This is a genomic window from Herbiconiux gentiana, assembly GCF_024978135.1.
GTDB classification, from domain to species: domain Bacteria; phylum Actinomycetota; class Actinomycetes; order Actinomycetales; family Microbacteriaceae; genus Herbiconiux; species Herbiconiux gentiana.
Genome location: NZ_JANTEZ010000003.1, coordinates 399,118 through 418,972 on the forward strand (window position 1 = coordinate 399,118; position 19,855 = coordinate 418,972).

The window sequence follows — 19,855 nt, forward strand, 5'->3', positions numbered from 1 at the left end:
GGATGGACGCGGACGTCATCATCATCGGCGGAGGTCTCGCCGGCCTCGTCGCAAGCAACGAGATTGTGAAGGCCGGAAAACGAGTCCTGATCGTCGATCAGGAGAACGCGGCGAATCTCGGCGGGCAAGCGTTCTGGTCGTTCGGTGGAATCTTCATGGTCGACACCCCGATGCAGCGTCGACTCGGGGTGCACGACTCGTTCGAGTTGGCGTGGCAGGACTGGCAAGGTTCCGCCGGCTGGGACCGACTCGAGGGCGACCACCCCGAAGACGAGTGGGCCCAGAAGTGGGGCCGCGCCTACGTCGAGTTCGCCGCCAGCGACAAACGCCCCTGGCTGCAGGAACAGGGCGTGAAGTTCACACCCGTCGTCGGATGGGCCGAACGCGGAGCTCTGACCGCTCGAGGGCACGGAAACTCCGTCCCCCGGTTCCACGTCCCCTGGGGAACCGGGACCGGGATCTCCGAGCCCTTCGCCGACAAGGCGCGCGCAGCATCCGACGCAGGAAAGGTCACTTTCCGGTTCCGTCACCGCGTCGACGGTCTGATCTTCGACGGGGGCCGCGTCGTCGGTGTGCGAGGCTCTGTCCTCGCCCCGGATACAGCACGCCGCGGCGCCCCCTCTAACCGGGATGTCGTAGAGGAGTTCGAGTTCAGTGCGCAGGCCGTCGTGATCGCCAGCGGCGGGATCGGAGGCAACCACGAACAGGTCCGCAAATGGTGGCCAGAACGCTTGGGGAAGCCACCCCGCAAGATGATCACCGGGGTTCCGGAAAGCGTCGACGGCAGGATGCTGGACATCGCCACCGAGCAGGGCGTCCGGCTGGTGAACAGGGACCGGATGTGGCACTACACCGAAGGTCTGCAGAACTGGAACCCGATCTGGCCCAACCATGCGATTCGGATCCTCCCCGGCCCGTCCTCGATCTGGCTCGATGCGCGCGGCCGGCAGCTCCCGGCACCAGGCCTGCCCGGCTACGACACCCTCGGAACCCTGAAAATCCTCCGCACGACACCGGATATCGCCGAGTTCGACTACTCCTGGTTCATCCTCGACCAAACCATCATCAAGAAAGAGTTCGCTCTCTCCGGGTCCGAGCAGAACCCCGACATCACCAACCGAGACCTCGCACTGATGCTCCGCAGCAGACTCGGCCGTTCAGCACCCGGCCCCGTAGAGGCGTTCAAAGAACACGGAGCAGACTTCGTCGTCGCCGACACCCTGCCCGAGCTGGTGCAGGGAATGAACGCCTTGACCGACGACAACCTCCTGAACGCGGTCGAGATCGAAAAGGTGGTCAGAGCCCGCGACAACGAGCTCGTCAACCAGTACTCCAAAGACGCCCAGACAATGGGCATCCGGAACAGCCGCCGATACCTCGGCGACAAGCTCTTCCGCGCGGCGAAACCACACCAGATCCTTGACCCGCACCATGGACCGCTGATCGCTGTGCGACTCTGGATCGTCACCCGAAAGACCCTGGGTGGAATCCAGACCGACCTCGACGGGCGCGCATTGGGCTCGGATGGCAACCCCATCAGCGGTCTCTTCGCCGCCGGCGAAGCCGCCGGCTTCGGAGGCGGCGGCGCCCACGGCTACAACGCGCTCGAGGGCACATTCCTCGGCGGCTGCATCTTCACCGGCAGAACCGTCGGACGCTCCCTAGCGAGGTCCCTGTGACAGGCCACGATTCAGCCACCCAAGGGGTCGTCGCCGGACTCCGCAACATCATCCGCGAAACGATCCTCACCCCGGACTTCGCCCACTGGGACGCCCTCCGCGAACACCCAGCAGCCGCAACGAAAGGAGAGGTCCGTGCGACTTTTCTCGGAGTCACGTCAGTGTTGTTCGACGACGGCGTCACCGCCATCCTCACCGACGGCTTCTTCTCAAGGCCCAGCATCCTGCGCTTGTTCGCGGGAACGGTGAAACCGAACAAGCGGCGCATCAAGGCCACCTTCCGACGAGCGAACATCACCCTGCTCGACGCCGTGTTCGTCAACCACTCCCACATCGACCACGCCCTCGACTCCTCAACCATCGCGTCCATGACCGGCGCATGGCTCATCGGATCCGACTCCACCCGCGAACTCTCACGCACCACCGGCTTCGCACAAGAAAGATTCATACAAGCCGAAAACGGTCAGCCGATCCGATTAGGGAGCTTCACACTCACCCCGATCCATGCCATCCACAGCCCGAACGACCGCGTCCCCGGTACGATCGACACCCCACCCACCCGACCCCTGAAAAACGAGGACTTCCGCACCGGAGAGTGCTACTCCCTCTTCATCGAGCACGGCGGGAAGACCATCCTCATGCACGCCAGTGCCAACTTCCTCCCCGGCGCACTTGCAGGTCGACGCGCGGACACCGTCTACCTCGGCATCGGCACACTAGGCAAGCAGACCGATGAGTTCCGGGAACAGTATTGGCAAGAAGTCGTCCGCGCGGTCGGGGCCACACGTGTCGTCCCCGTGCACTGGGACAACTTCACCCGATCACTCAACCGGTCCCTCAGACCACTCCCCGAACCCATCGACAACGTCCCCCAATCACTTCGGTGGTTGGAACGACGCGCCCGGCTCGACGGCATCGCGTTCGCTATGCCCCGCGTCGGCGAACACGTCGACCCGTTCACCGCCTGAAGGCGGCCAGCACGCCCACGAATAGCTTCTCCAAGCAAACCGTCACCGACGACGTCATCTAAGCCGCAGCCAGCATCCTCGTCATCGGCAATTAACGCCACGGAGCGATCACGGAACACCGCCACTTAGCGATCAACTCCACAGACAATAGAACGCCAACGAACGCTGAGGAGAAGCTCACGACCTTCGCTGATTCATCGACCATTAACGCTGCAAAGTGCTCCAGCTCATCATCTAACAGTCCCGAACTTGCAGCGGAGTAGCCAACGGTATGTGGTGCGTCGGCAAGTCCAGCAAGTTCTGTTAGCCCAGACTTACCCTCCACCTCAATGACCTGAGTGATGGCGTCCAGTCGCAGTCGTGCGAGTTCGGTTTGATATGCCTCATGGTCGTCCGTGTACTTCACGTTGCCGAGCTCCGGCATCGCCGAGAAAAGCCACGCCACCTTAGGCACTGGACTCGACGGAACGAAGTGATTGCGGAGCTCTTCAAGCCCGTCAAGGTCCCGAGCGGGCAATGACCAATCGGCGTCAGCAAATTCTCTGTGGCGCCGAATCAGCTCCCCTAGGCGATTCCACACTATGTCTCGCATCTCTTCAGTCACCGCTTCATCTCGAATCCCCCTTAGAGAGTCGAGAATTTTGTCACGGTGCTCAGCCGGCATGTCATCAAGCTTCTCGATGAGATCGGCATATCTGACAGGAAGCTGTTCTGCTGCCTGAATACTGAGATTCACGACTTCAGTCACAAACTCGAACAGGTCCTGCATAGTCACCTTGCGGGCTTCTGCATTGGATTTCCAATCGCGGAATTCCGGTCCTCCAGAGTCGATCGCCCAAGCGTGACTGTCAGGCGTAAGCGCTAGCAGGATTTTCCAGTCGAGATCGGATCCTTTGCCAGCAATTGCTCGTAGAACTGTTATCCGGGATTTGAGGGTAGCTCCAGTCTGGGGATGCCAGGAACTCAGCACACCGGCAAGGCTAGCGAGCGGTCGGTTCGCAGTTTTTCCTCCTGGATCTAGCGTTGCTAGTCGCTTCATCTGCCGCATAACAGCACCGAAATGCTCTGGCGACCAGGCAATCCGTTCCAACGCCCAAAGCACATACGTGTGCGGGCTGGTTTGCGAGAAAATTCCAGTGTCATCGTCTGTGAATAGTTTGTCCGTGAGGACGCCTTCGCTCCCAATCGCCACAGATAGCGCATCGATGAAGACATCCGGGGCAGCTTCAGCAAGAATGGAGAGTACATCGAAAAGAGACTCCCAAAGCTTTCCAGTTGGGTCCTCATTCGCTCTTTGCAACAAAGCTCGAACGATGAGTTCGGACCAACCCGACAGTGAGACCGTTGAACTTGTTTCATCGTCGCGTTCAGACGCTCCAAATACCGCGAGCGTGCGAGCTAACCCCTTCCGAAGATCAGATGAATGAGCGCGAGCTTTGCCATCCAGGTTTGCTCTCCACCGGTCTTGACGCGGGAGGTCAAGTCGCGGGTCAACCGCCCCCAATACTTGTTGCATGACGAGCTCAAGTCCCTGCAAATCTGATTGAGTGACATCTTTCGCTAGCGACCCAAAGGTAGCTGCCGTGTCAATGAGCCTCCAGGCTGAACCGACATGGGCAAAGACAGGGGCGATGCCCGTTGAAAGGCCAATCAAGTCGTCTGCGGCTTCAGCAGGCGTCTTTCCGACTAGCGTTTTGAAAGCGTCCGCATCCCCTCCGACGCCCGAATCCCACGCTCCAAGCATCCACACTCGACGCAGAAGCGGCGACGCGAGCTGAGCTTCTTGTTCGGTCACTACTGCAGACGAGGGCTCCCCATTGAGCCTGTACTTGAACTGTTCGACGCTCTTGTTGAGTGCGCGAGCGAGTCGCTGACGCTAATCATGCTCAACTCCTGCGGCCTCCAAGAGCTTGGCCGAGTCGACTATAGGAACGCTCGGAAGGCTCATCCACGAACTGCCACTGTCAGAACTTCGAAGGATGACGTGGTGATTTGTAGTGAGGTCGGCCTGACGGACGAGTGATTCGTCGAATGGAACGAGGATCAGCAGACCCTCGGTTCTATCGAGAAACATCAAGGCACCAGGTTCAAACACAACTAGTGACTTTTCGATCAAAGACTGGCGGAGCTCTGGTTCTGCTGACCAGATTGCGGCGAATACAAAGGCCAGCACATCGTCGGTGCTGGGGGCCTGAACCCAAGTGTGTCCTCGTTCATGCTGCTGTATTCGCTTGGTCAAGCGCGCCGCAGCTTCTTGCCGGCCGAGAAGGAGCAGTTCAGTGGTGAGTAGACCTTTCGTGGGGGCAGCAAACTTTTCCCACCATCGAGAAAGCGTCATCACTGCGTTTGACGGAATTCCGACGAGCTCGGAAAACCAAATATGTGTGTTTGGAGCCGCTTCGAGTGAAGTGAGTATCGCTGACGAGGTGACGACTACGACATCTTTCCACTTGCCTTCTGCGCGCTTTTTGCTTGCCCATGCGGCCGCACCCGGCCAGCGCTGAGGGGTTACGAAGACGAAGGTAGTGACCGATATGTCTGCGCCCAGAGGGTCCTTCGTCCGCTTCTTGTAATCCTTGTTGGCCTTTCCGCCTGGGTCCCCGCTCGTGCCGAATTCCCAAATACTGTCACCTTCCGGCACCAGCAGGCTCTTCCGTGGCGAAGCGACCTGGCCGTCGTAGCCCGGGAGGTCGACATCTTCGTCACCCGGCATATCGAGATGAGTAACGAGCGGGACCTCTTCGAGAACTAGGCGCCGTATAAGGTTCGGCAGCTGACTACGCGACGCGACGCGACCACCCCAAGCCTCGATGTCTTGCAGTGTCGCAAGATGTGGAAGCCGGTAGTTCACAGCCATGCCCTCGATGTCTCCTGAGCGGCTGTAGTCGTCCAGACGCCTTGATGGGAGTTCAAATGGTCAGTCATAAATTGAGTTTCCGTCTAATACTGTTCGGATTATGAACTACTACGAACTAATTTGCAATTGATGCGGCTCACTTAGATAGCGGACGCCGGGCCGTTCGACCGCTGGACCAGCATCAGCAAAGCCCGACTCAACTTCTCCATCTCGATCTCTGGCTTAACAATCGCGTAGATGCCGACATATTGCGGTTTTCGACCTACACCTTCTACGAACTCCGGTTTGCAGGCCAGGAAGAGAATGTCTCGTCGGAGCAAAAGTCGGATCGCTGCAAAATTCGCTTTGCTCACCTGGTCGGCGTAGAGCTTGTACCGAGTGAAGATCACTTTGTAGTGCTTCCCTACTCTCTGGGCGAGCGACGGGTCAGAAGCATGCGCGGCCTTAATTCGAGCCAACACTAATTCGTCGTCGAGGTTGAGACTCGGATCGTACAGACGATGTACCTCCCACTGCGCAGCCGGCGGAAGCAAAGCGAAGAACTGCGGAATTACGAACCAGCAGATTCTCAAAAGATCGCTGCGGCCGAGATGGTTGAGATCATTTACTCGTGACATAGGGCGGCTCATTGTGAGCGTCATCAAGCCGGTGTGCAAGCACGATCGTCATGGGTTCGTTGCGCTTCATACAACATCACCGGTACATCCACCTCGAGAAGCATTCGAGTCAAAATGACGTACCGGTGCGTAAACCCAAACGGGACTCTATCCCTTTGACAGGGGTGGATCGCAAAACCCAGGTGTAACAAAATAGACCGATCGGAGTACCGGTCGGTCTATTTCCCCCCTGGCTATCGGGGTCAGGGAAATGAGTAAAATTCATCGTAGTGCCCCTGGAGGGACTCGAACTCGTTAGACGGCTCCGCGACTTCCCCGCGACCGCGCAACTTCCGCGAATTTCCGCGGTTCTTGGATCACGTCGATGCCCCTGAATCAGAAGGTTCTGAGACCAATTGTGGGCAAAATGTGGGCACGGATTGACTGTGCTATCGCTGCCGGACTGTGATGTATCAGGACATCTCTGACGTTTCTGCATCAGGACATCTCTGACGGTTGATGTATCAGGACATGCCCGACAGTCAGAGGGTTTTGCGTGGGCCGCGGGGTCGGCCGTTGCTGACGTGCTTGGTGCCCGGGCTCGGGCCAGGAATGCTCGACGATCAGGGTGCCGCGCAGGTCGGGCCGGTCCCCGCCCGTCCCTCGTGTTTTCGCGCGAAGGAGTGCTACCTGACTACGTTCGTTCGCCGCCGCTCCCGGATCGCGTTGCGATTCCGGCGAGATTGTGTCGGTAACATGTGGCCAACATGTTTGGGGGGAACTGAACAATGCCGATAGTGCCGATGCTGACACTCGCAGAGACGATGATTCACGAAGTCCCGCGCGGCAAGCGGAAAGATGACGGAGAGGATGTGGTCCTTTCCGTCAGTCCAACCGATCTCAACGCCGCAACTGATCGATTCATCCGTGAGGAGATGCTGCAGCCCTCCTTCGCGTCGGGGCGAGAGATCGTGCATTTGGATCCGGCGACTGACCCAATCCCCGGCCTCCTGCGTGGAGTGCTGGAGAATCCGGATCTGCTAATTACGAACTCCGCGGCCATGGCAAGACACCTTCATGCGATGCAGCCTGGAGGTGCATCCGCGGGAATCTTCTTGTGTTCTCGGGCAGTCTCGGACGGGATTGACCGCGTGGTGCTGATGAAGGCAGAGCATAGCGAGGGCATGCGCTTGCAGCAGGTGCGCGATGCGAATGGTGACGTGGCGTTCGTGGCTGAGCACCTGGACGAGCTCATACTTGGCCAGAAGGCACAGGTCTACAAGATTGCTCTCGTGTGGTTGGATCACGCGGACCAGCTAGTCGGCCTCATGGTGGACCGCCAGAATGGGGTTGGCTATGCCGAGTACTTCCTTCAGTACCTTGGCTTCAACCTGGTGCACCAAGCCGAGAAGCTGGTCCTAGAGTTCACCAAAGGGATGACAACCCATATCAACACCTCCGACTACTCGCCAGAGAAGAAGGGCCGCTACCTCAGCGCCCTGGCCGCCGTCCTTCAGAGTCCCAATCCACGGCTCAACCCGAACGCCTTCATCCGGGAATTCATCGACCCAGAGGACCGCCACACGGCGGCTGCAGCTCTGCCGATACAGGTCGCGAACTTGGAGTTTCGGAAGGACACCACACTCGTCCACCATCTCATTGGCGGCCTAAAGCTCTCGACCGACAACGGGGTGACAATCTCGGCTTCGGCCTCGGCCATCGAATCCGGCGTACTTGAAGTGAAGGACGAAGAGATCGTCGTTCACGCACCAGCTTCGGGCTACAAGCTCGGGAAGGCGCCGTGACAACCGTGTCGGGGGCGAGCCTCTCGACCGCAGACATCTACACGGCTTCCAAGCCGGCGTTGGACGCAGCGCTTGTCGCGTACGAAACCGCAGTGAAGGCCATTGTCAAGCCGGTAGCCGGTGAGCACTACGTGAGTGGTCGGGTCAAGGCTAAGCGCAGCCTCATTCGCAAGCTTGCTAAGGATGGCAACGGAAGTCTGCGGAGCTGGGAGCAGATCACCGACAAGGTCGGCGTGCGAGTCATCTGCTCCACGAAACGCGACCGAAAGGCCGCAGCCGCAGCCCTAGAGCAGTACGGTTGGGCAGAGTGTAGGCGCGAGGATAAAAGAGCGAAGAAACAAGGACTGGCCTATACCGGGGTCCATGTAACTGTCCACGACGGCACGCAGCTGGACTCGGAGCGCCTTCCCATACTTTGCGAGGTTCAGGTGCGAACCCGTGCCCAGGACGCGTGGTCAGTTGTCTCTCATAAGCTCACGTATAAGGGCCTGATCGATCTCCCTAACAAGTTGCAGCGCGTTGTTTGGCGATTGACGGTCCTGACCGAGATCTTCGACGATGACATTCAACGGATGTTCAAGAAGAGGGAGTCCTTGCCTGCATACGAGGTGGCGCGAGCAATCGAGTACTTGGATGACAAGTACGAGACACTTCTTGGTGAGCCTGGCGGTGTCCCCGATGACCTTGACATCATGAACATCCTTTGGAATGCCTATACAGCGGAAGAGCGCGCGCGGTTCAGCGAAATAATCGCTTCGTTCATAGATGAGTCGCCAGACTTGTCGAAGCAAATCGCAAACCACCAGCCCGGCAAGCTGGGCTACGTAGATTCACGCGACTGGCTATTCACGCAGCCAGAAGTACTGGCGGTGCTGGAGCGCGGCACACGCAACGAGCACATGCTTGTCCATGCGGTATCAAACACAGACTTGGCCGATGTCGTCACGAAGACATGTGCGGCCTATGGGGTAGTCCTCCCTGGTTGATTCTGGCGAGCCATCTAGCGAGTAGCGGATCCGCGGCTAAGCGCCAGGTAACGTTTGCGTGGCAAGGTCAAGGCCACTCAACGACCCTGCAGAGTATTCGCTGAGCTTAGTAGCTCGTTTGCATTGATCGCAGAAACTCACCGGGGGTGAGCCGTATCGACTCCACCCTGGAGCGGATCGGCAGACTTCGGCAAGCCAGCGCCATCCCCCATCGCGAGCCCGACTACGAAGTGACACTGAAGGGTTCTGTCCGCGTTCGCGTCGGTGGAGCCGCCCGAGGGTAGCCCCACCGACGCCGGCGATTCTCCAGGCGTCACGCTCTGCGCTGGTGTGTGTGCTCGAACAAGTCGGGCGAGCCTGGGCGCCCTGTCAATATACCTCTAGCATTCGCTTCCGCTCGAGCGCCGCGTATAAGTCGAACGTCTCCCAGTCAACGTTCCATCGCCGGCTTCTCGCGACCATACGATCCACTGATGCCTCGGTCGTCACAGCGTAACGTGCGCTAATTGTCTTCCTGATAGATCGCGCGACAAACGGGCAGGTGAGCACGTTTAGATTCAGTAGCGCTAGTTCCCCATCGATCAACGGCCGCTCCTGCATCCGGATAATCCAAGCTTCGCAAGCAGCACGGAGTGAGGGGTAGGCGGTCGATCGCTTCATGTGCAGGAGAAGACTGACCAGGAGAAGCACGTTCATAGAAGATGGCTCGCGGAGCATTCCGTCGGACCTTGAGAACCCGCAGAGATCCGCCAACTCGTCTTCGCGAATCGCGTAACTCGCACCTAAATCCGAGACGCAATCGAGGAGTGTAGCGGTCACTGCGTCTGGGGCCATAGCTCCTCTGGACCGCCTCAGTTGCTGCATGAGCTCGTCGCGAACTCGCATCTCCACACGCTCGCGCTCGTGAGCCGGGATTCCATCCGAGCGTGCGAACCGCAGAAGCGAACTACACACTCGAGCGACCTTCACTGCGGGACTCATACGCGGAGAGCCCGAGTAGACAAAGAAGACGAAGTCCAACAACGCGAGGAGGGCTGTGGTGAGCGTATTGTCGTGCCGTGCCCGTTGTTGGACGGTGAGTTCAACACCCTCAAGATCTTGTTTAGACCTGCGTAGGATCTTCTCGAATGCACGCTCGACGCGGGCCAGAGCATAATTCGCTAGCTCAAAGTGACTGACGCCAGTGTCCAACAAGATTGCCTTGTACCCCACGATGAGTTCACCTGCATCGACATAGGGGCTGCTTACGACGCCGTCGTTGACTTCTCGATCGCGTCGCTTGGTCGCTTGCCGCAGAAGTTCGCGCACCCGCTTCTTTGCGATCGTCAGCGGCGAAAGCCAGGGAGTGAACTCGCCTTCTTCCTTCGCTGCATTCAAATGAAGCTTGTACTTGCGCAAGCTCCTCGCCAGCGCGTCAACGACGAAATGACGCCTGCTTTCATCTGCCAGGAATATGAAGTAGTCGTCCACGTAGCGAAGGACCTCGTAGTCTTCCCCGAACTTCATTCCGACACGATCGAGTTGATCTGCAAGTTCGAGATCCACTGCCTGAAGAATGACCTCTGCAAAGAGTCGTGACACTTCGGAACCGATTGTGATGCCGCTTGTCTCGCTATGGTTGAGGCGCTGCATGAGCTTATCGAACGCGCCCCCAAATGTCCGATCGAGTTGCTTTCCCATCAAGTTAGCCTTCACGACATCGTGCCCGTGCGCCGCCCACGCGATCGAGTGGGTGTAGATACTGTCGAAACATTTCGCCACATCGACCTTGACTAGATACCCGAACCGGCGCTCACATGATCGGTATTCAGAAGAGTCATAGAACTTGTAGACGTTCGAATAGCGCTGGTACGTGAAGTAGGAGCGAAGCCACTCATATTCGTGGTCATCGTGTTCAATACTGTCGTGTGTTCGCCGCTGAAGTGCGAACAAAGAGTCACGCACAACGACGTAGGGCGCGACTCGGGCGGGCCGCCTCAAAGTGAAGCGGCTCTTCGACGTGTGGTAGAGGATGAGGTCCTCGAACCTCGCGTAGAAATCGACCACTTCCAGCTGCGCCATTGGGTGAGGTACTGTCAGGGTTCGGTAGTCGTTCTTTCGGTGACGGACGGTGTACTGAAAGGGAAAGGTTGCGATCGCTCCACCTTTCCGTGAAAGCGCTAGAGCCACAGAGCCTCCCGACGCGCTCCCCGCGGGGAACGAAGCCCGCCGTCCGAGTATCACTCCAAGAATCACCTCTGACGTATCGTCAAGTTGCTTCGCGTGAACTGTGTCCGCTCCGAGGCGCACGTCGGCGGCGCGGAGAAAGTCATAAAAGCCCCGATTGCTAAATGACGGCGGTAGTTCGTAGGGCAGAACATCGCTCAAGACCACTCGTGCGGGGTGCTTGCGCAGAGACCGTCGATGCTTAGGCAAGCCACGCCCCTTTCAGTCGTTTCATGCGAGGCATGGACCAACGATGGACAGTTCGCCGCCTGAACCCTTTCTCGAACGACAGCGCCTCGATTTTCTTGTCAAGTCCTGGAGGTAATGCGGACTGCGAGGCTCGCTGGCGAAGGTAGCTATCCAACCCAGCCAGAGACTGCACATCAGTTAGGTGTGGGTTAGAGAAATAGATCCCGACCAGCGCATTGCGCTTGTTGTACGAAAGGCGAGTGTTCGCCGTCAAAAAGCGGAGTCGGTCGAGAAGCAAGCTCCGCCTGCCGTGGTTGGCTGAGTCTGCGCGATCCCATGCAGAAAAAGTCCTGTCGATACGGTCGCGAATCGTTTTATAGCGAGCATCCGTCAACCTCACCAACAGGCCAGCACCGCCTCGATACTCGATCTCATATCCCAGGAACTCGATCTTCTGGGTTGAGTTCTTTTCGAGCTCTGGAGACAGAGTTTTACCTGAGTTGAGCGAAAGGTCGATTCTCTGAAGCTCCGCTTCGATTTCCGCAACTACCGAACTCGGTGCGACCGCGCTCACAGCTTCCTCGCCACGCACGAGTACGATGTCATCGACATAGCGCGCGAAGTACAGTGTCCCCTGGGAGTCGCGCAAGGCGCGATCGGTCTGAGCGATATACAGCTCGGCTAGTTTGGCGCTAAGTCCCACCCCTGCGGGCAGACCTTTCGGCTTCCCAGTGAGCACTTCCATTTCGGTGAGCAACCCGTCGATTAGGCGTCGGCACGATGGACTAAGCCCTGTTATGTCCAGGTGGGATCGAAGCCGACGGTGATCAATGCTCTCGTAGAATTCCTTCACGTCCACTCGGACGACGATTTTGGGAACGTCATTGTCGATCGTACGTATGAGCCCCGCGACGATCGATTGGCGCCCTCGCGGGCGGGTTGGCAAGTATGAAGTGACGATGCTCTGAAGGTGCTTATCAGCGAAAAACGCCTCCGGCGTCTTAGCGATCGAGTATGTCTGACGTTTGCTCCCGACAACGTGCCCTGGCGCCAAACCCCAGGCAAACGCGTCAGACTCGACGCTTCCGACGAGCGCTTCGCTGGTGGCAGCCAGAGACGCATCGAGCAATTCCTCGGCGTCCTGGCGGGCCGCACGAGCAACCGCATCTGGAGCCGACTCCGGAGGACCAATGTATGCAACCGACCCATTTCTCGCCGAACGAGCGAGATGAAGAGCGTCGCGGGCCAGTTCGTAGGCGCGACGCACCTCGGGATAGAGCTGAAGCCGATCACGCCCTCGCCGCGCTTCCAAGTCCCAAATCTTGCGCAAGTTCTTTGGTGAAAAACTTTGATCCATCCCCGGCCCTCCCTCCGCGAGCATATCGACTGACGCCGCCTCAGGCGTGGCGTCAAACTTTGACTGGGTCTCTCACCGACTCGTCTCTGAGACGATCATCGCCTCAGCTGGGCGCCCGAGATAGCGAGTCAGTCACCCGCTCTATGCACTTCGCAAGTTCGCAGATGCGAATAAGTCGTCAGAACACCAGCAACTGAAATCTCCTGTCGACGACGGGATGATTTCCAGTGACCGTCGCAACGGCCTCAGATTCGAGCGCTGCCGACAGCTTGTCAAACCTGTCCTCATCTCGCCTCGTCAGTTGCCTCTTGTAGATCCCCCCTACGTCTCGAGACAACCCAAGGCTCGCTCCGCCGCCTCTTCTCCGTCCTCGTTCTCCGGTTAGATCCTTCGCCCTGCTCCTAGTGTTCTCCTCGTTGCTTCTACAGTTCTTCTTGTTCCTCTTCTCAACTTCTTGTTGCTCTTCTCGTCTGCGCCACTGCCACCCCTTTACTTCTCAACCTCCGTCAGACAGCAACGATGTTTGGGGGAGGTTGGGAAGCGCGCCCTACGCGGGGGTGGCAGTGGCGCAGGCGAGAAGAGGGACAAACTATTCCACTACCTATTCCCGCTCGAGGAATAGGTAGTGGAATACCCCACGTGCATGGAGCCGAACGCGCAAACTCGATCCGATGTCGCGCACGCAAACTACGTTTGAGGCTCTGCAGGGGGCGAGAAACATGCCCCCTACGGGCGCCACTCCGATGTCTCCCGTCCATTACAGAATTGATCGAACGGATGAGCATCGAACCACGACGGCAAGAGAGCTTGGCGACATGGATAGCGGAGAAGGTTGAGGTGGTCAGAGATGGCAGGCAGCGTGACCCCGTACAGCACCTCGCAAGGCAAGCGATACCGCGTGCGGTACCGAAAGCCGGATCACACCCAGACGGACAAGCGGGGATTCAAGACCAAACGCGAGGCCGAGCTGTTCCTCGCCTCGGTGACCGTGTCTAAGGCGGCCGGTGACTACATTGATCCGGCTCTGGCTCGCGTCTCGGTCGGCGACCTCGCTCCTCTGTGGCTGCGCTCGAAGTTGGTGCTCAAGCCCTCATCGTCAAAACCGCTGGAGGGCGCATGGGGCGTGCACGTTGCAGAGAGATGGGGCGACCGCGAAATCTCGACCATCGTTCCCTCAGAGGTGCAGGTATGGGTGAGCGAACTGGCGGGTCGCCGATCGCCCTCTGTGGTGATCCGGGCGCACGGTGTGCTCGCGGGCATCCTCGACATGGCCGTCACCGACCGTCGCCTTCCTCGGAACCCGGCGCGCGGGGTGAAGCTGCCCCGCAAGACCGGGAAGCTGAATCGCGTCTACCTCAGCCACGACCAGGTGCACACTCTCGCCGGCCTGTCCGCGCATCCGACGCTCGTGCTCTGCCTCGCCTACACGGGCATCCGGTGGGGAGAGGCTACCGCGCTGCGCGTGCGGCACATCAACTTCCTCCGGCGCCGACTGAACGTCGAAGAGAACGCTGTGAAGGTTGGCGCCATCATCCACCTCGGCACGACCAAGGGGCATGAGCGCCGATCCGTGCCGTACCCCGAGCTGCTCAGCGCGGGCCTCGCCGAACAGTGCGCCGACAAGGGCCCCACGCAGCTCGTGTTCGGCGGCGGCACCTTCCACATGAAGTCACCGGACTCCGTCGACGGATGGTTCGTGAACACCGTCCGCCGAGCGCAGCAGGCCAACCCCGACTTCCCTTTCCTCACCCCGCACGACCTTCGGCACACGGCCGCGTCACTCGCGATCAGCAGCGGCGCAAACGTGAAAGCGGTGCAGCGGATGCTCGGTCATGCCTCGGCCGCAATGACCCTCGACACCTACGGCGACCTCTTCGACGACGACCTCGAGATGGTGGCCGCCAAGATGCAGGAGGCAGCACGTGAGGCGAGTATCGGCAAGAGCTGGGCGATCAATCTGGCGCAACAAATGTCATCGGGGTCAAAGTGCTCTTGATTGTTGCCGCGAGATGCCGGTTCGCGTTCTCAGCAGATGCTTAAGGCGCAGGCGGCTCGGGATCGTACGATCCAAATTCACCTTCAGCGACGACGCATCTTGGCGCCAGGCACATAGGGGCGGGCGCGACGTGAGGCAGCTACCTTGGTTACGCACTCGTCCCGGGCAAGGACGATAGGAAAGATAGAACTAGGAGCGATGCATGGAGCTGGCAATTCGGCGAGTACTGCTTCGGCTGGCCACCGACATGACATCACTTCGCGGCGCGGGCGTCTCGGCAAACGCACGAAGTAACGGCCCGGTCGCGCCGAACTCCTTCGTCGGGCTCATCCGTCTTAGCGCGGCGTAACGGCAGCTTTTGCCGAAGGTGCTGTCACCAGGCTATGATGACGGGAGAGAAATCGAAGCCTTAGATGTCCGTGGGACCTCCAAGGCCGCAGAGTTGGTTGCACGAAGCACGCTCCCCATGATGTCAACAAGCTGGGGAGTATGGCCTAGACCGTTGGGTGCCCGCAAGGGATGGCGACCTGCAAGAGTTGGCGTTTTTCGCGTAGTTCGGCAACAGTGTCGAACGCAATTATATGCGCGAGGAGCATCTAGATATGTTTGACAACTTGGAAAAGAACGCCGATAGCGGTTCGTCCACGACGAGCGCTCGTCCCACTTGGACCGGCAGTTCTGACAAGGTTGGGACCGATGCTTCCGCGGCACCGATTTCGGGCCCTGCTGAGGGGATAACCTCTCCCCAGCAGGGCCATTCTCGTCCCTCAGACGATCTCCTCTTGCAGGCGGTCCGCACGCTCCTCGCGCGGAACTCACGACCATTCGCCGCCGGCGTATACGGGCTCATGCGGCAGATCGAGCCGACCTTCACCTTCGATAGCGTCGGCTTCTCGTCGTTTCGCGCGTACCTAAGCGATGCGGCGGATCGGGGCGTAGTGACCTTCAGCCCCGCGCCGCGGGGAAGCGACGTCGTAATCGCGGAGACGTCAGGCTCCGGAACGGACAAAAGACCCGCCCTCGTGACCGCGACCACGCTACGCAAAGATTTGTGGGATGCGTTCGTCGACTGGAGTAACGAGTCCAACTACGTGTTCCGGCCGATGACGAACGAAGTCGCCGCGCTCAAGCCCGGCGAGAGCGCTGGCGACGGAGCTGTCCATATTCCATCCGCTAGCCGTGATGATCAGCTCGTATGGATGCGGGAGCTTGCTGCCTCGGAAACAAACGCGGCTGTGAAGGACGAACTCGAGGCCGCCCTACGCGAAGATCAACCTACGCGGGCCTTCGCCAAAGTACTTCGCGAGCGAACGTCCGTCGGCCGTGCATGGAAGCGCCACCTGCGCCGAATGATCCTGAACCGAGCGTCGCAGTGGGCCGAGGAGAATGGTTTGCCGCAAAGCGTTCTCCAGCCCGCCACAATCCACGAGCCGCCGTCCCGGAACCAGACCGCTACCAACGAGGATTCGGCCGCGCGTGACCGCGTCCTCGCCATCCTCGCCGACTTGCCACTAAGCGAGCTCCTGAAGCTGAGGATCCCGCTTGAGTACGCGCTCCGAAGGTGACCAGCGGAGCCGACCACCATCTGCGTCGGCTCGTCGAGAAAGCAGCCTCCCTCGATGAGGCCGTCAGTCGCCTCGGGAAGCGAAACTCCCACGAGCTTGGTCTGGGTATTACGAAGAAGCGGGAGTACTCGACCCCGACCGGGAAGGTAAAGCTGCCCACCTACGGCCCGGCCTTGAGCGCTCTCAGTGAAGCCGTCTGCCAGCCGGTCCAGGCCTTCGACGAGAAGAACTCTCAAGGGTGCTGGGGGATTCTCCTAGGTGCGCCGGGGGCAGTCATACAGATGCCTCAGCTGACGTCGGATGAGCTCGCGCGACAAGGCCTTGATGTCGGTGCCACTGACATCAGCAAGCTCCGGCAACTCGCGCTGATCGCGGTGATCCGGCCATCGAGGGAGTGGGACGACTCCCAGGCGCTCACCCAGGAGCGACTCGGGGGTATCGGACTGCTGACTCTCGCACCCGACGACCACGGTCCCGGAGCACGCATGGCGTGGCTGCGCACTCGCTGGGCGAACACGACCCGCGAGTTCGTGTCCTTCCTGGAGCCCATCTATGCAAGAGCGGGCTACCTCGATAGGCCAGTCAAACCGCGTGTCGCCGTGGTCATCGACCAAAACTTCGCCGGAGGTGATCCCCGCACGACCATCAACTCGTTGCGTGCGACAGCGGCCGTCTGCGGACTGAGAGTAGAAGGGTTCGTGCGTGACGCTTCCACGCATCAGAACGTCCTAAACTCCCTTACGAAGGAGCCTCATGGGCATCTGATTACCCTTGGTTCAGGGGCCGGCATGGACGCAGTCCAAGCAACTTTCCGCAAGACGCCCGCTGGCGCCGTCGCGGGCCGCATCAGCGACGTGTCCGAGAATTCTCCGCTGGAATCGCTACGGGAACGCTTCACCAAGATCGCGGGAGTCTCGGCCGCGCTCCAACCCGTGCTCGAGCCGCCACACGGTTTCCTCACCATGCCAATAACTCCTGTCGACTGCCTGCACGATGGTGCGTTCGTTTATGTGAGATCAAGCGAAACCGATCTGTGGTGGACGAAGGATCTCGACCGACACGGAGGCGCCGTCTTCAAGACATACACAAAGATCAATAACAGACTGGAATTCCAAGCAGATCGAGACGCACAGGGAGACATTGTCACGAAGAAGCGGAAGGGAGACACCCGACGGGTGATCCCTCTCCATACGCTTAACCCGTGCAACCGGCTAGCGACGAACACGGAGTCGCATGTGCGGGTGCCGCATCCCGACGCTTAGTTACCGCCGTCCCCTCGGACCACGAAAGCCCGGCTTGAATCGCTGATCGATGTCCTGCGGTTCGCTCCGCCTGAACCTCGTCAAGTTGCCGAGCTCCTAGCGGTCAGCTTAGGAGCCAATGTGCGAGTCGTGTATCGGGCGCCCGGACAAGCACCAGCGGAGTTGAAGCTCGACATCTACGCCGATTTTTTCAGCGAGGATCTGGATGCTTCCCAGCGCGACTGGACGACGCAAAGCCGCTATGGCTCCGCCGTTGGTTCTGCAGGCCCGCACGCCCGACCCGATCAAACGCGGAGAGCAGATTGCATTGTCCTTTCGCGATGCGCCAGTGCACAAATCGCTCGAATTCGCCCTGCGAGGCGCCTACTCCGCGTCGTGAGGCGCCTAATTCCTTACCGCCACGCAGAATGTGGGCAAAGTGTGGGCAAACGCGTTTTCTACGCAAGAGCGAATGGCCCCAGATCCGCGGAATCACGGGAGTCTAAGCACCCAACAGACGGGTGCCCCTGGAGGGACTCGAACCCCCAACCCTTTCCTTAGGACGGAACTGCTCTTCCATTGAGCTACAGAGGCTGACCCGCTCAGTTTAGCCGCCTCGCGAGGCGCACCGCCGCTAGACGACCGGTCTATTCAGGAGTAGAGTGAAGACATGACTCTGACCGCCAAAGCCGAGCAGACCCGCGGCTCCATCCTCGCCACCGGCGAAGAGCTGATGCTCGCGAAGGGCTTCACCGGCGTCGGCCTGCAGGAGATCCTCACCACCTGCGGCGTCCCGAAGGGCTCGTTCTACCACTACTTTTCGTCGAAGGAGGGCTTCGGCGTCGCCGTGCTCGACCGCTATGTCGAGAACTACCTCGCCGCCGTGGGCGCACTGCTAGCCCGAGCGGGAACGGGCCGTGAGCGCATCCGGATGCTCGGCGACGCCTGGGCCGCCCGGGTCGGCAGCGCGTCCGCCGGCCGATGCCTCGTCGTGCAGCTGTCGGCCGAGGTCTCGGGCTTCTCCGAGCGGATGCGCGTCGCGCTCGCCGACGGCGTCGACGCCCTGCTGGAGCTGCTCGCCGACGTCGTCACCGAGGGCCAGGCCGACGGGTCGATCGCCACCGAGGCGCCGCCCCGGGAGCTCGCCGAGGCGATCTACCAGCTCTGGCTCGGAGCCGCCCTGCTCGACCGCCTCGCCCGCGACGGCTCGCCCTTCGTCGCCGCCCTCGCCGGCACCGACCGGCTGCTCGACCACCCCTGACCCACCGACCGCCGGCCGCACTTTCACCCACCGGTGCCGGCCGCCGACCCGACCAACCACCCCGACCCACATCCTCAGAGAACACGACCCCCAGGAGACCCCATGCGCACCCTCACCCACGCCACCTTCGGCGACGCCGCCGACGTCCTCGACGTCACCGAGCTCCCCACCCCCGAGCCCGCGGCCGGAGAGGTGCGCGTCCGCACCGTGCTCTCCCCCATCCACAACCACGACCTCTGGACCATCCGCGGCACCTACGGCTTCAAGCCCGAGCTGCCCGCGCAGTCCGGCACCGAGGCCGTGGGCGTCGTCGACGCGCTCGGCGAGGGCGTCGAGGGCCTCACGGTCGGCCAGCGCGTCGCGACCGGCGGCACCTTCGGCGTGTGGAGCGAGTACTTCGTCGCCAAGGCGGCCGGCCTCATCCCCGTGCCCGACTCGATCAGCGACGAGACCGCCGCCCAGCTCGTGTCGATGCCGTTCAGCGCGCTCAGCCTGCTCGACTTCCTCGACGTGAAGGAGGGCGACTGGATCGTGCAGAACACCGCCAACGGCGCGGTCGGCAAGCTGCTGACCCAGTTCGCCGCTGCCCGGGGCGTGAAGGTGCTGGGCCTCGTTCGCCGCGACGCCGGAGTGGACGAGCTCGCGCAGGTGGGCATCCGGAACATCGTGTCGACCGAGCACGACGGCTGGCGCGACCGGGTGGCCGAGCTGCTCGACGGTGCCGAGCCGGTCGCGGCGGTCGACTCGGTCGGGGGCGCCGCTGCGGGCGAGCTGCTGTCGCTGCTCGCCGAGAACGGCACGCTCGTCTCGTTCGGCGCGATGGCGTCGGGGCAGCTCGAGATCGCCTCGGGCGACCTCATCTTCAAGCAGGCCACCGTCAAGGGCTTCTGGGGCAGCCGCGTCAGCCGCGACATGGAGCCGGCCAAGCGCGGCGCCCTGTTCGGCGAGCTGATCCAGCGCGTCACGAGCGGCGAGGTCGAGCTGCCCGTCGAGGCCGTCTACCCCATCGAGCAGGGCCGCGAGGCCGCCGCCGCGAGCGCCGTGCCCGGTCGCCGCGGCAAGATCCTGCTCAGCTTCTAGCAGCGAGCGGATGCGCGTCCGCCGCCTGAGCGACCCGAACGCTCAGGCGGCCACCGCCGCACGCCCCACC

At 60.6% G+C, this 19,855-nt stretch carries 14 protein-coding genes and 1 tRNA gene; 9 read left to right on the top strand and 6 right to left on the bottom strand.

Annotation, left to right across the window (positions count from 1 at the left end; translation table 11 throughout):
- The first annotated feature begins 2 nt into the window (after window positions 1–2).
- Both NVV95_RS08990 and NVV95_RS08995 read left to right on the top strand, forming a co-directional pair.
- Complete coding sequence (locus tag NVV95_RS08990; RefSeq protein ID WP_259486206.1) at window positions 3–1,679, top strand: FAD-binding dehydrogenase; 1,677 nt, start codon at window positions 3–5, stop codon at window positions 1,677–1,679.
- Entirely contained in the window at window positions 1,676–2,647 is a 972-nt protein-coding gene (locus NVV95_RS08995; RefSeq protein WP_259486207.1) for an MBL fold metallo-hydrolase, read from the top strand. Before NVV95_RS08990 ends, NVV95_RS08995 begins: the two co-directional genes overlap by 4 nt.
- A gap of 91 nt (window positions 2,648–2,738) precedes the next feature.
- On the opposite strand, the gene NVV95_RS09000 is transcribed toward NVV95_RS08995, so the two are convergent.
- The 3 genes from NVV95_RS09000 to NVV95_RS09010 all read right to left on the bottom strand — a co-directional run bounded on the left by NVV95_RS09000 (window position 2,739) and on the right by NVV95_RS09010 (window position 6,145).
- Window positions 2,739–4,442 carry a hypothetical protein gene (locus tag NVV95_RS09000; protein ID WP_259486208.1) on the bottom strand — a complete coding sequence of 568 codons (1,704 nt, stop codon included), beginning with the start codon at window positions 4,440–4,442 and terminating at the stop codon, window positions 2,739–2,741.
- Window positions 4,443–4,523: 81 nt separating this feature from the next.
- On the bottom strand, window positions 4,524–5,504 hold the full coding sequence (locus NVV95_RS09005) for a hypothetical protein (protein ID WP_259486209.1): 981 nt from the start codon (window positions 5,502–5,504) through the stop codon (window positions 4,524–4,526).
- A gap of 140 nt (window positions 5,505–5,644) precedes the next feature.
- The gene (locus NVV95_RS09010) at window positions 5,645–6,145 is read right to left on the bottom strand and encodes a hypothetical protein (RefSeq protein WP_259486210.1); all 501 of its coding nucleotides are present in this window, start codon (window positions 6,143–6,145) and stop codon (window positions 5,645–5,647) included.
- A 752-nt stretch (window positions 6,146–6,897) separates the two neighbouring features.
- Here NVV95_RS09010 and NVV95_RS09015 point away from each other — a divergent pair.
- Together NVV95_RS09015 and NVV95_RS09020 are read left to right on the top strand one after the other, a co-directional pair.
- Window positions 6,898–7,905 (top strand): nucleoid-associated protein, encoded by a 1,008-nt coding sequence (locus NVV95_RS09015; RefSeq protein WP_259486211.1) that lies wholly within the window; start codon window positions 6,898–6,900, stop codon window positions 7,903–7,905.
- The gene (locus tag NVV95_RS09020) at window positions 7,902–8,891 is read left to right on the top strand and encodes a GTP pyrophosphokinase (protein WP_259486212.1); all 990 of its coding nucleotides are present in this window, start codon (window positions 7,902–7,904) and stop codon (window positions 8,889–8,891) included. Before NVV95_RS09015 ends, NVV95_RS09020 begins: the two co-directional genes overlap by 4 nt.
- 369 nt (window positions 8,892–9,260) lie before the next feature.
- Here NVV95_RS09020 and drt3b read toward each other — a convergent pair whose 3' ends face one another.
- On the bottom strand, window positions 9,261–11,258 hold the full coding sequence (gene drt3b / locus NVV95_RS09025; RefSeq protein WP_259486213.1) for an antiviral reverse transcriptase Drt3b: 1,998 nt from the start codon (window positions 11,256–11,258) through the stop codon (window positions 9,261–9,263).
- A gap of 40 nt (window positions 11,259–11,298) precedes the next feature.
- The gene (gene drt3a, locus NVV95_RS09030) at window positions 11,299–12,642 is read right to left on the bottom strand and encodes an antiviral reverse transcriptase Drt3a (protein ID WP_259486214.1); all 1,344 of its coding nucleotides are present in this window, start codon (window positions 12,640–12,642) and stop codon (window positions 11,299–11,301) included.
- 847 nt (window positions 12,643–13,489) lie between these two features.
- Between drt3a and NVV95_RS09035 the strand changes: the two genes are divergently transcribed.
- The 3 genes from NVV95_RS09035 to NVV95_RS09045 all read left to right on the top strand — a co-directional run bounded on the left by NVV95_RS09035 (window position 13,490) and on the right by NVV95_RS09045 (window position 17,465).
- Entirely contained in the window at window positions 13,490–14,638 is a 1,149-nt protein-coding gene (locus NVV95_RS09035) for a site-specific integrase (protein ID WP_259486215.1), read from the top strand.
- Window positions 14,639–15,486: 848 nt separating this feature from the next.
- Window positions 15,487–16,203, top strand: coding sequence for a hypothetical protein (locus NVV95_RS09040; protein ID WP_259486216.1), 717 nt, complete (start codon window positions 15,487–15,489; stop codon window positions 16,201–16,203).
- A complete protein-coding gene (locus NVV95_RS09045; RefSeq protein WP_259486217.1) occupies window positions 16,200–17,465 on the top strand; it encodes a hypothetical protein in 1,266 nt (421 codons plus the stop codon). The genes NVV95_RS09040 and NVV95_RS09045 overlap by 4 nt, the downstream gene beginning before the upstream one ends.
- Window positions 17,466–17,966: 501 nt before the next feature.
- Here NVV95_RS09045 and NVV95_RS09050 read toward each other — a convergent pair.
- Window positions 17,967–18,038 (bottom strand) — tRNA-Arg (locus tag NVV95_RS09050).
- 76 nt (window positions 18,039–18,114) lie between these two features.
- On the opposite strand from NVV95_RS09050, the gene NVV95_RS09055 reads away from it, so the two are divergent.
- On the top strand, window positions 18,115–18,705 hold the full coding sequence (locus tag NVV95_RS09055; RefSeq protein ID WP_259486218.1) for a TetR/AcrR family transcriptional regulator: 591 nt from the start codon (window positions 18,115–18,117) through the stop codon (window positions 18,703–18,705).
- A 102-nt stretch (window positions 18,706–18,807) separates the two neighbouring features.
- On the top strand, window positions 18,808–19,785 hold the full coding sequence (locus NVV95_RS09060; RefSeq protein WP_259486219.1) for a zinc-binding dehydrogenase: 978 nt from the start codon (window positions 18,808–18,810) through the stop codon (window positions 19,783–19,785).
- Window positions 19,786–19,855: the final 70 nt, after the last annotated feature.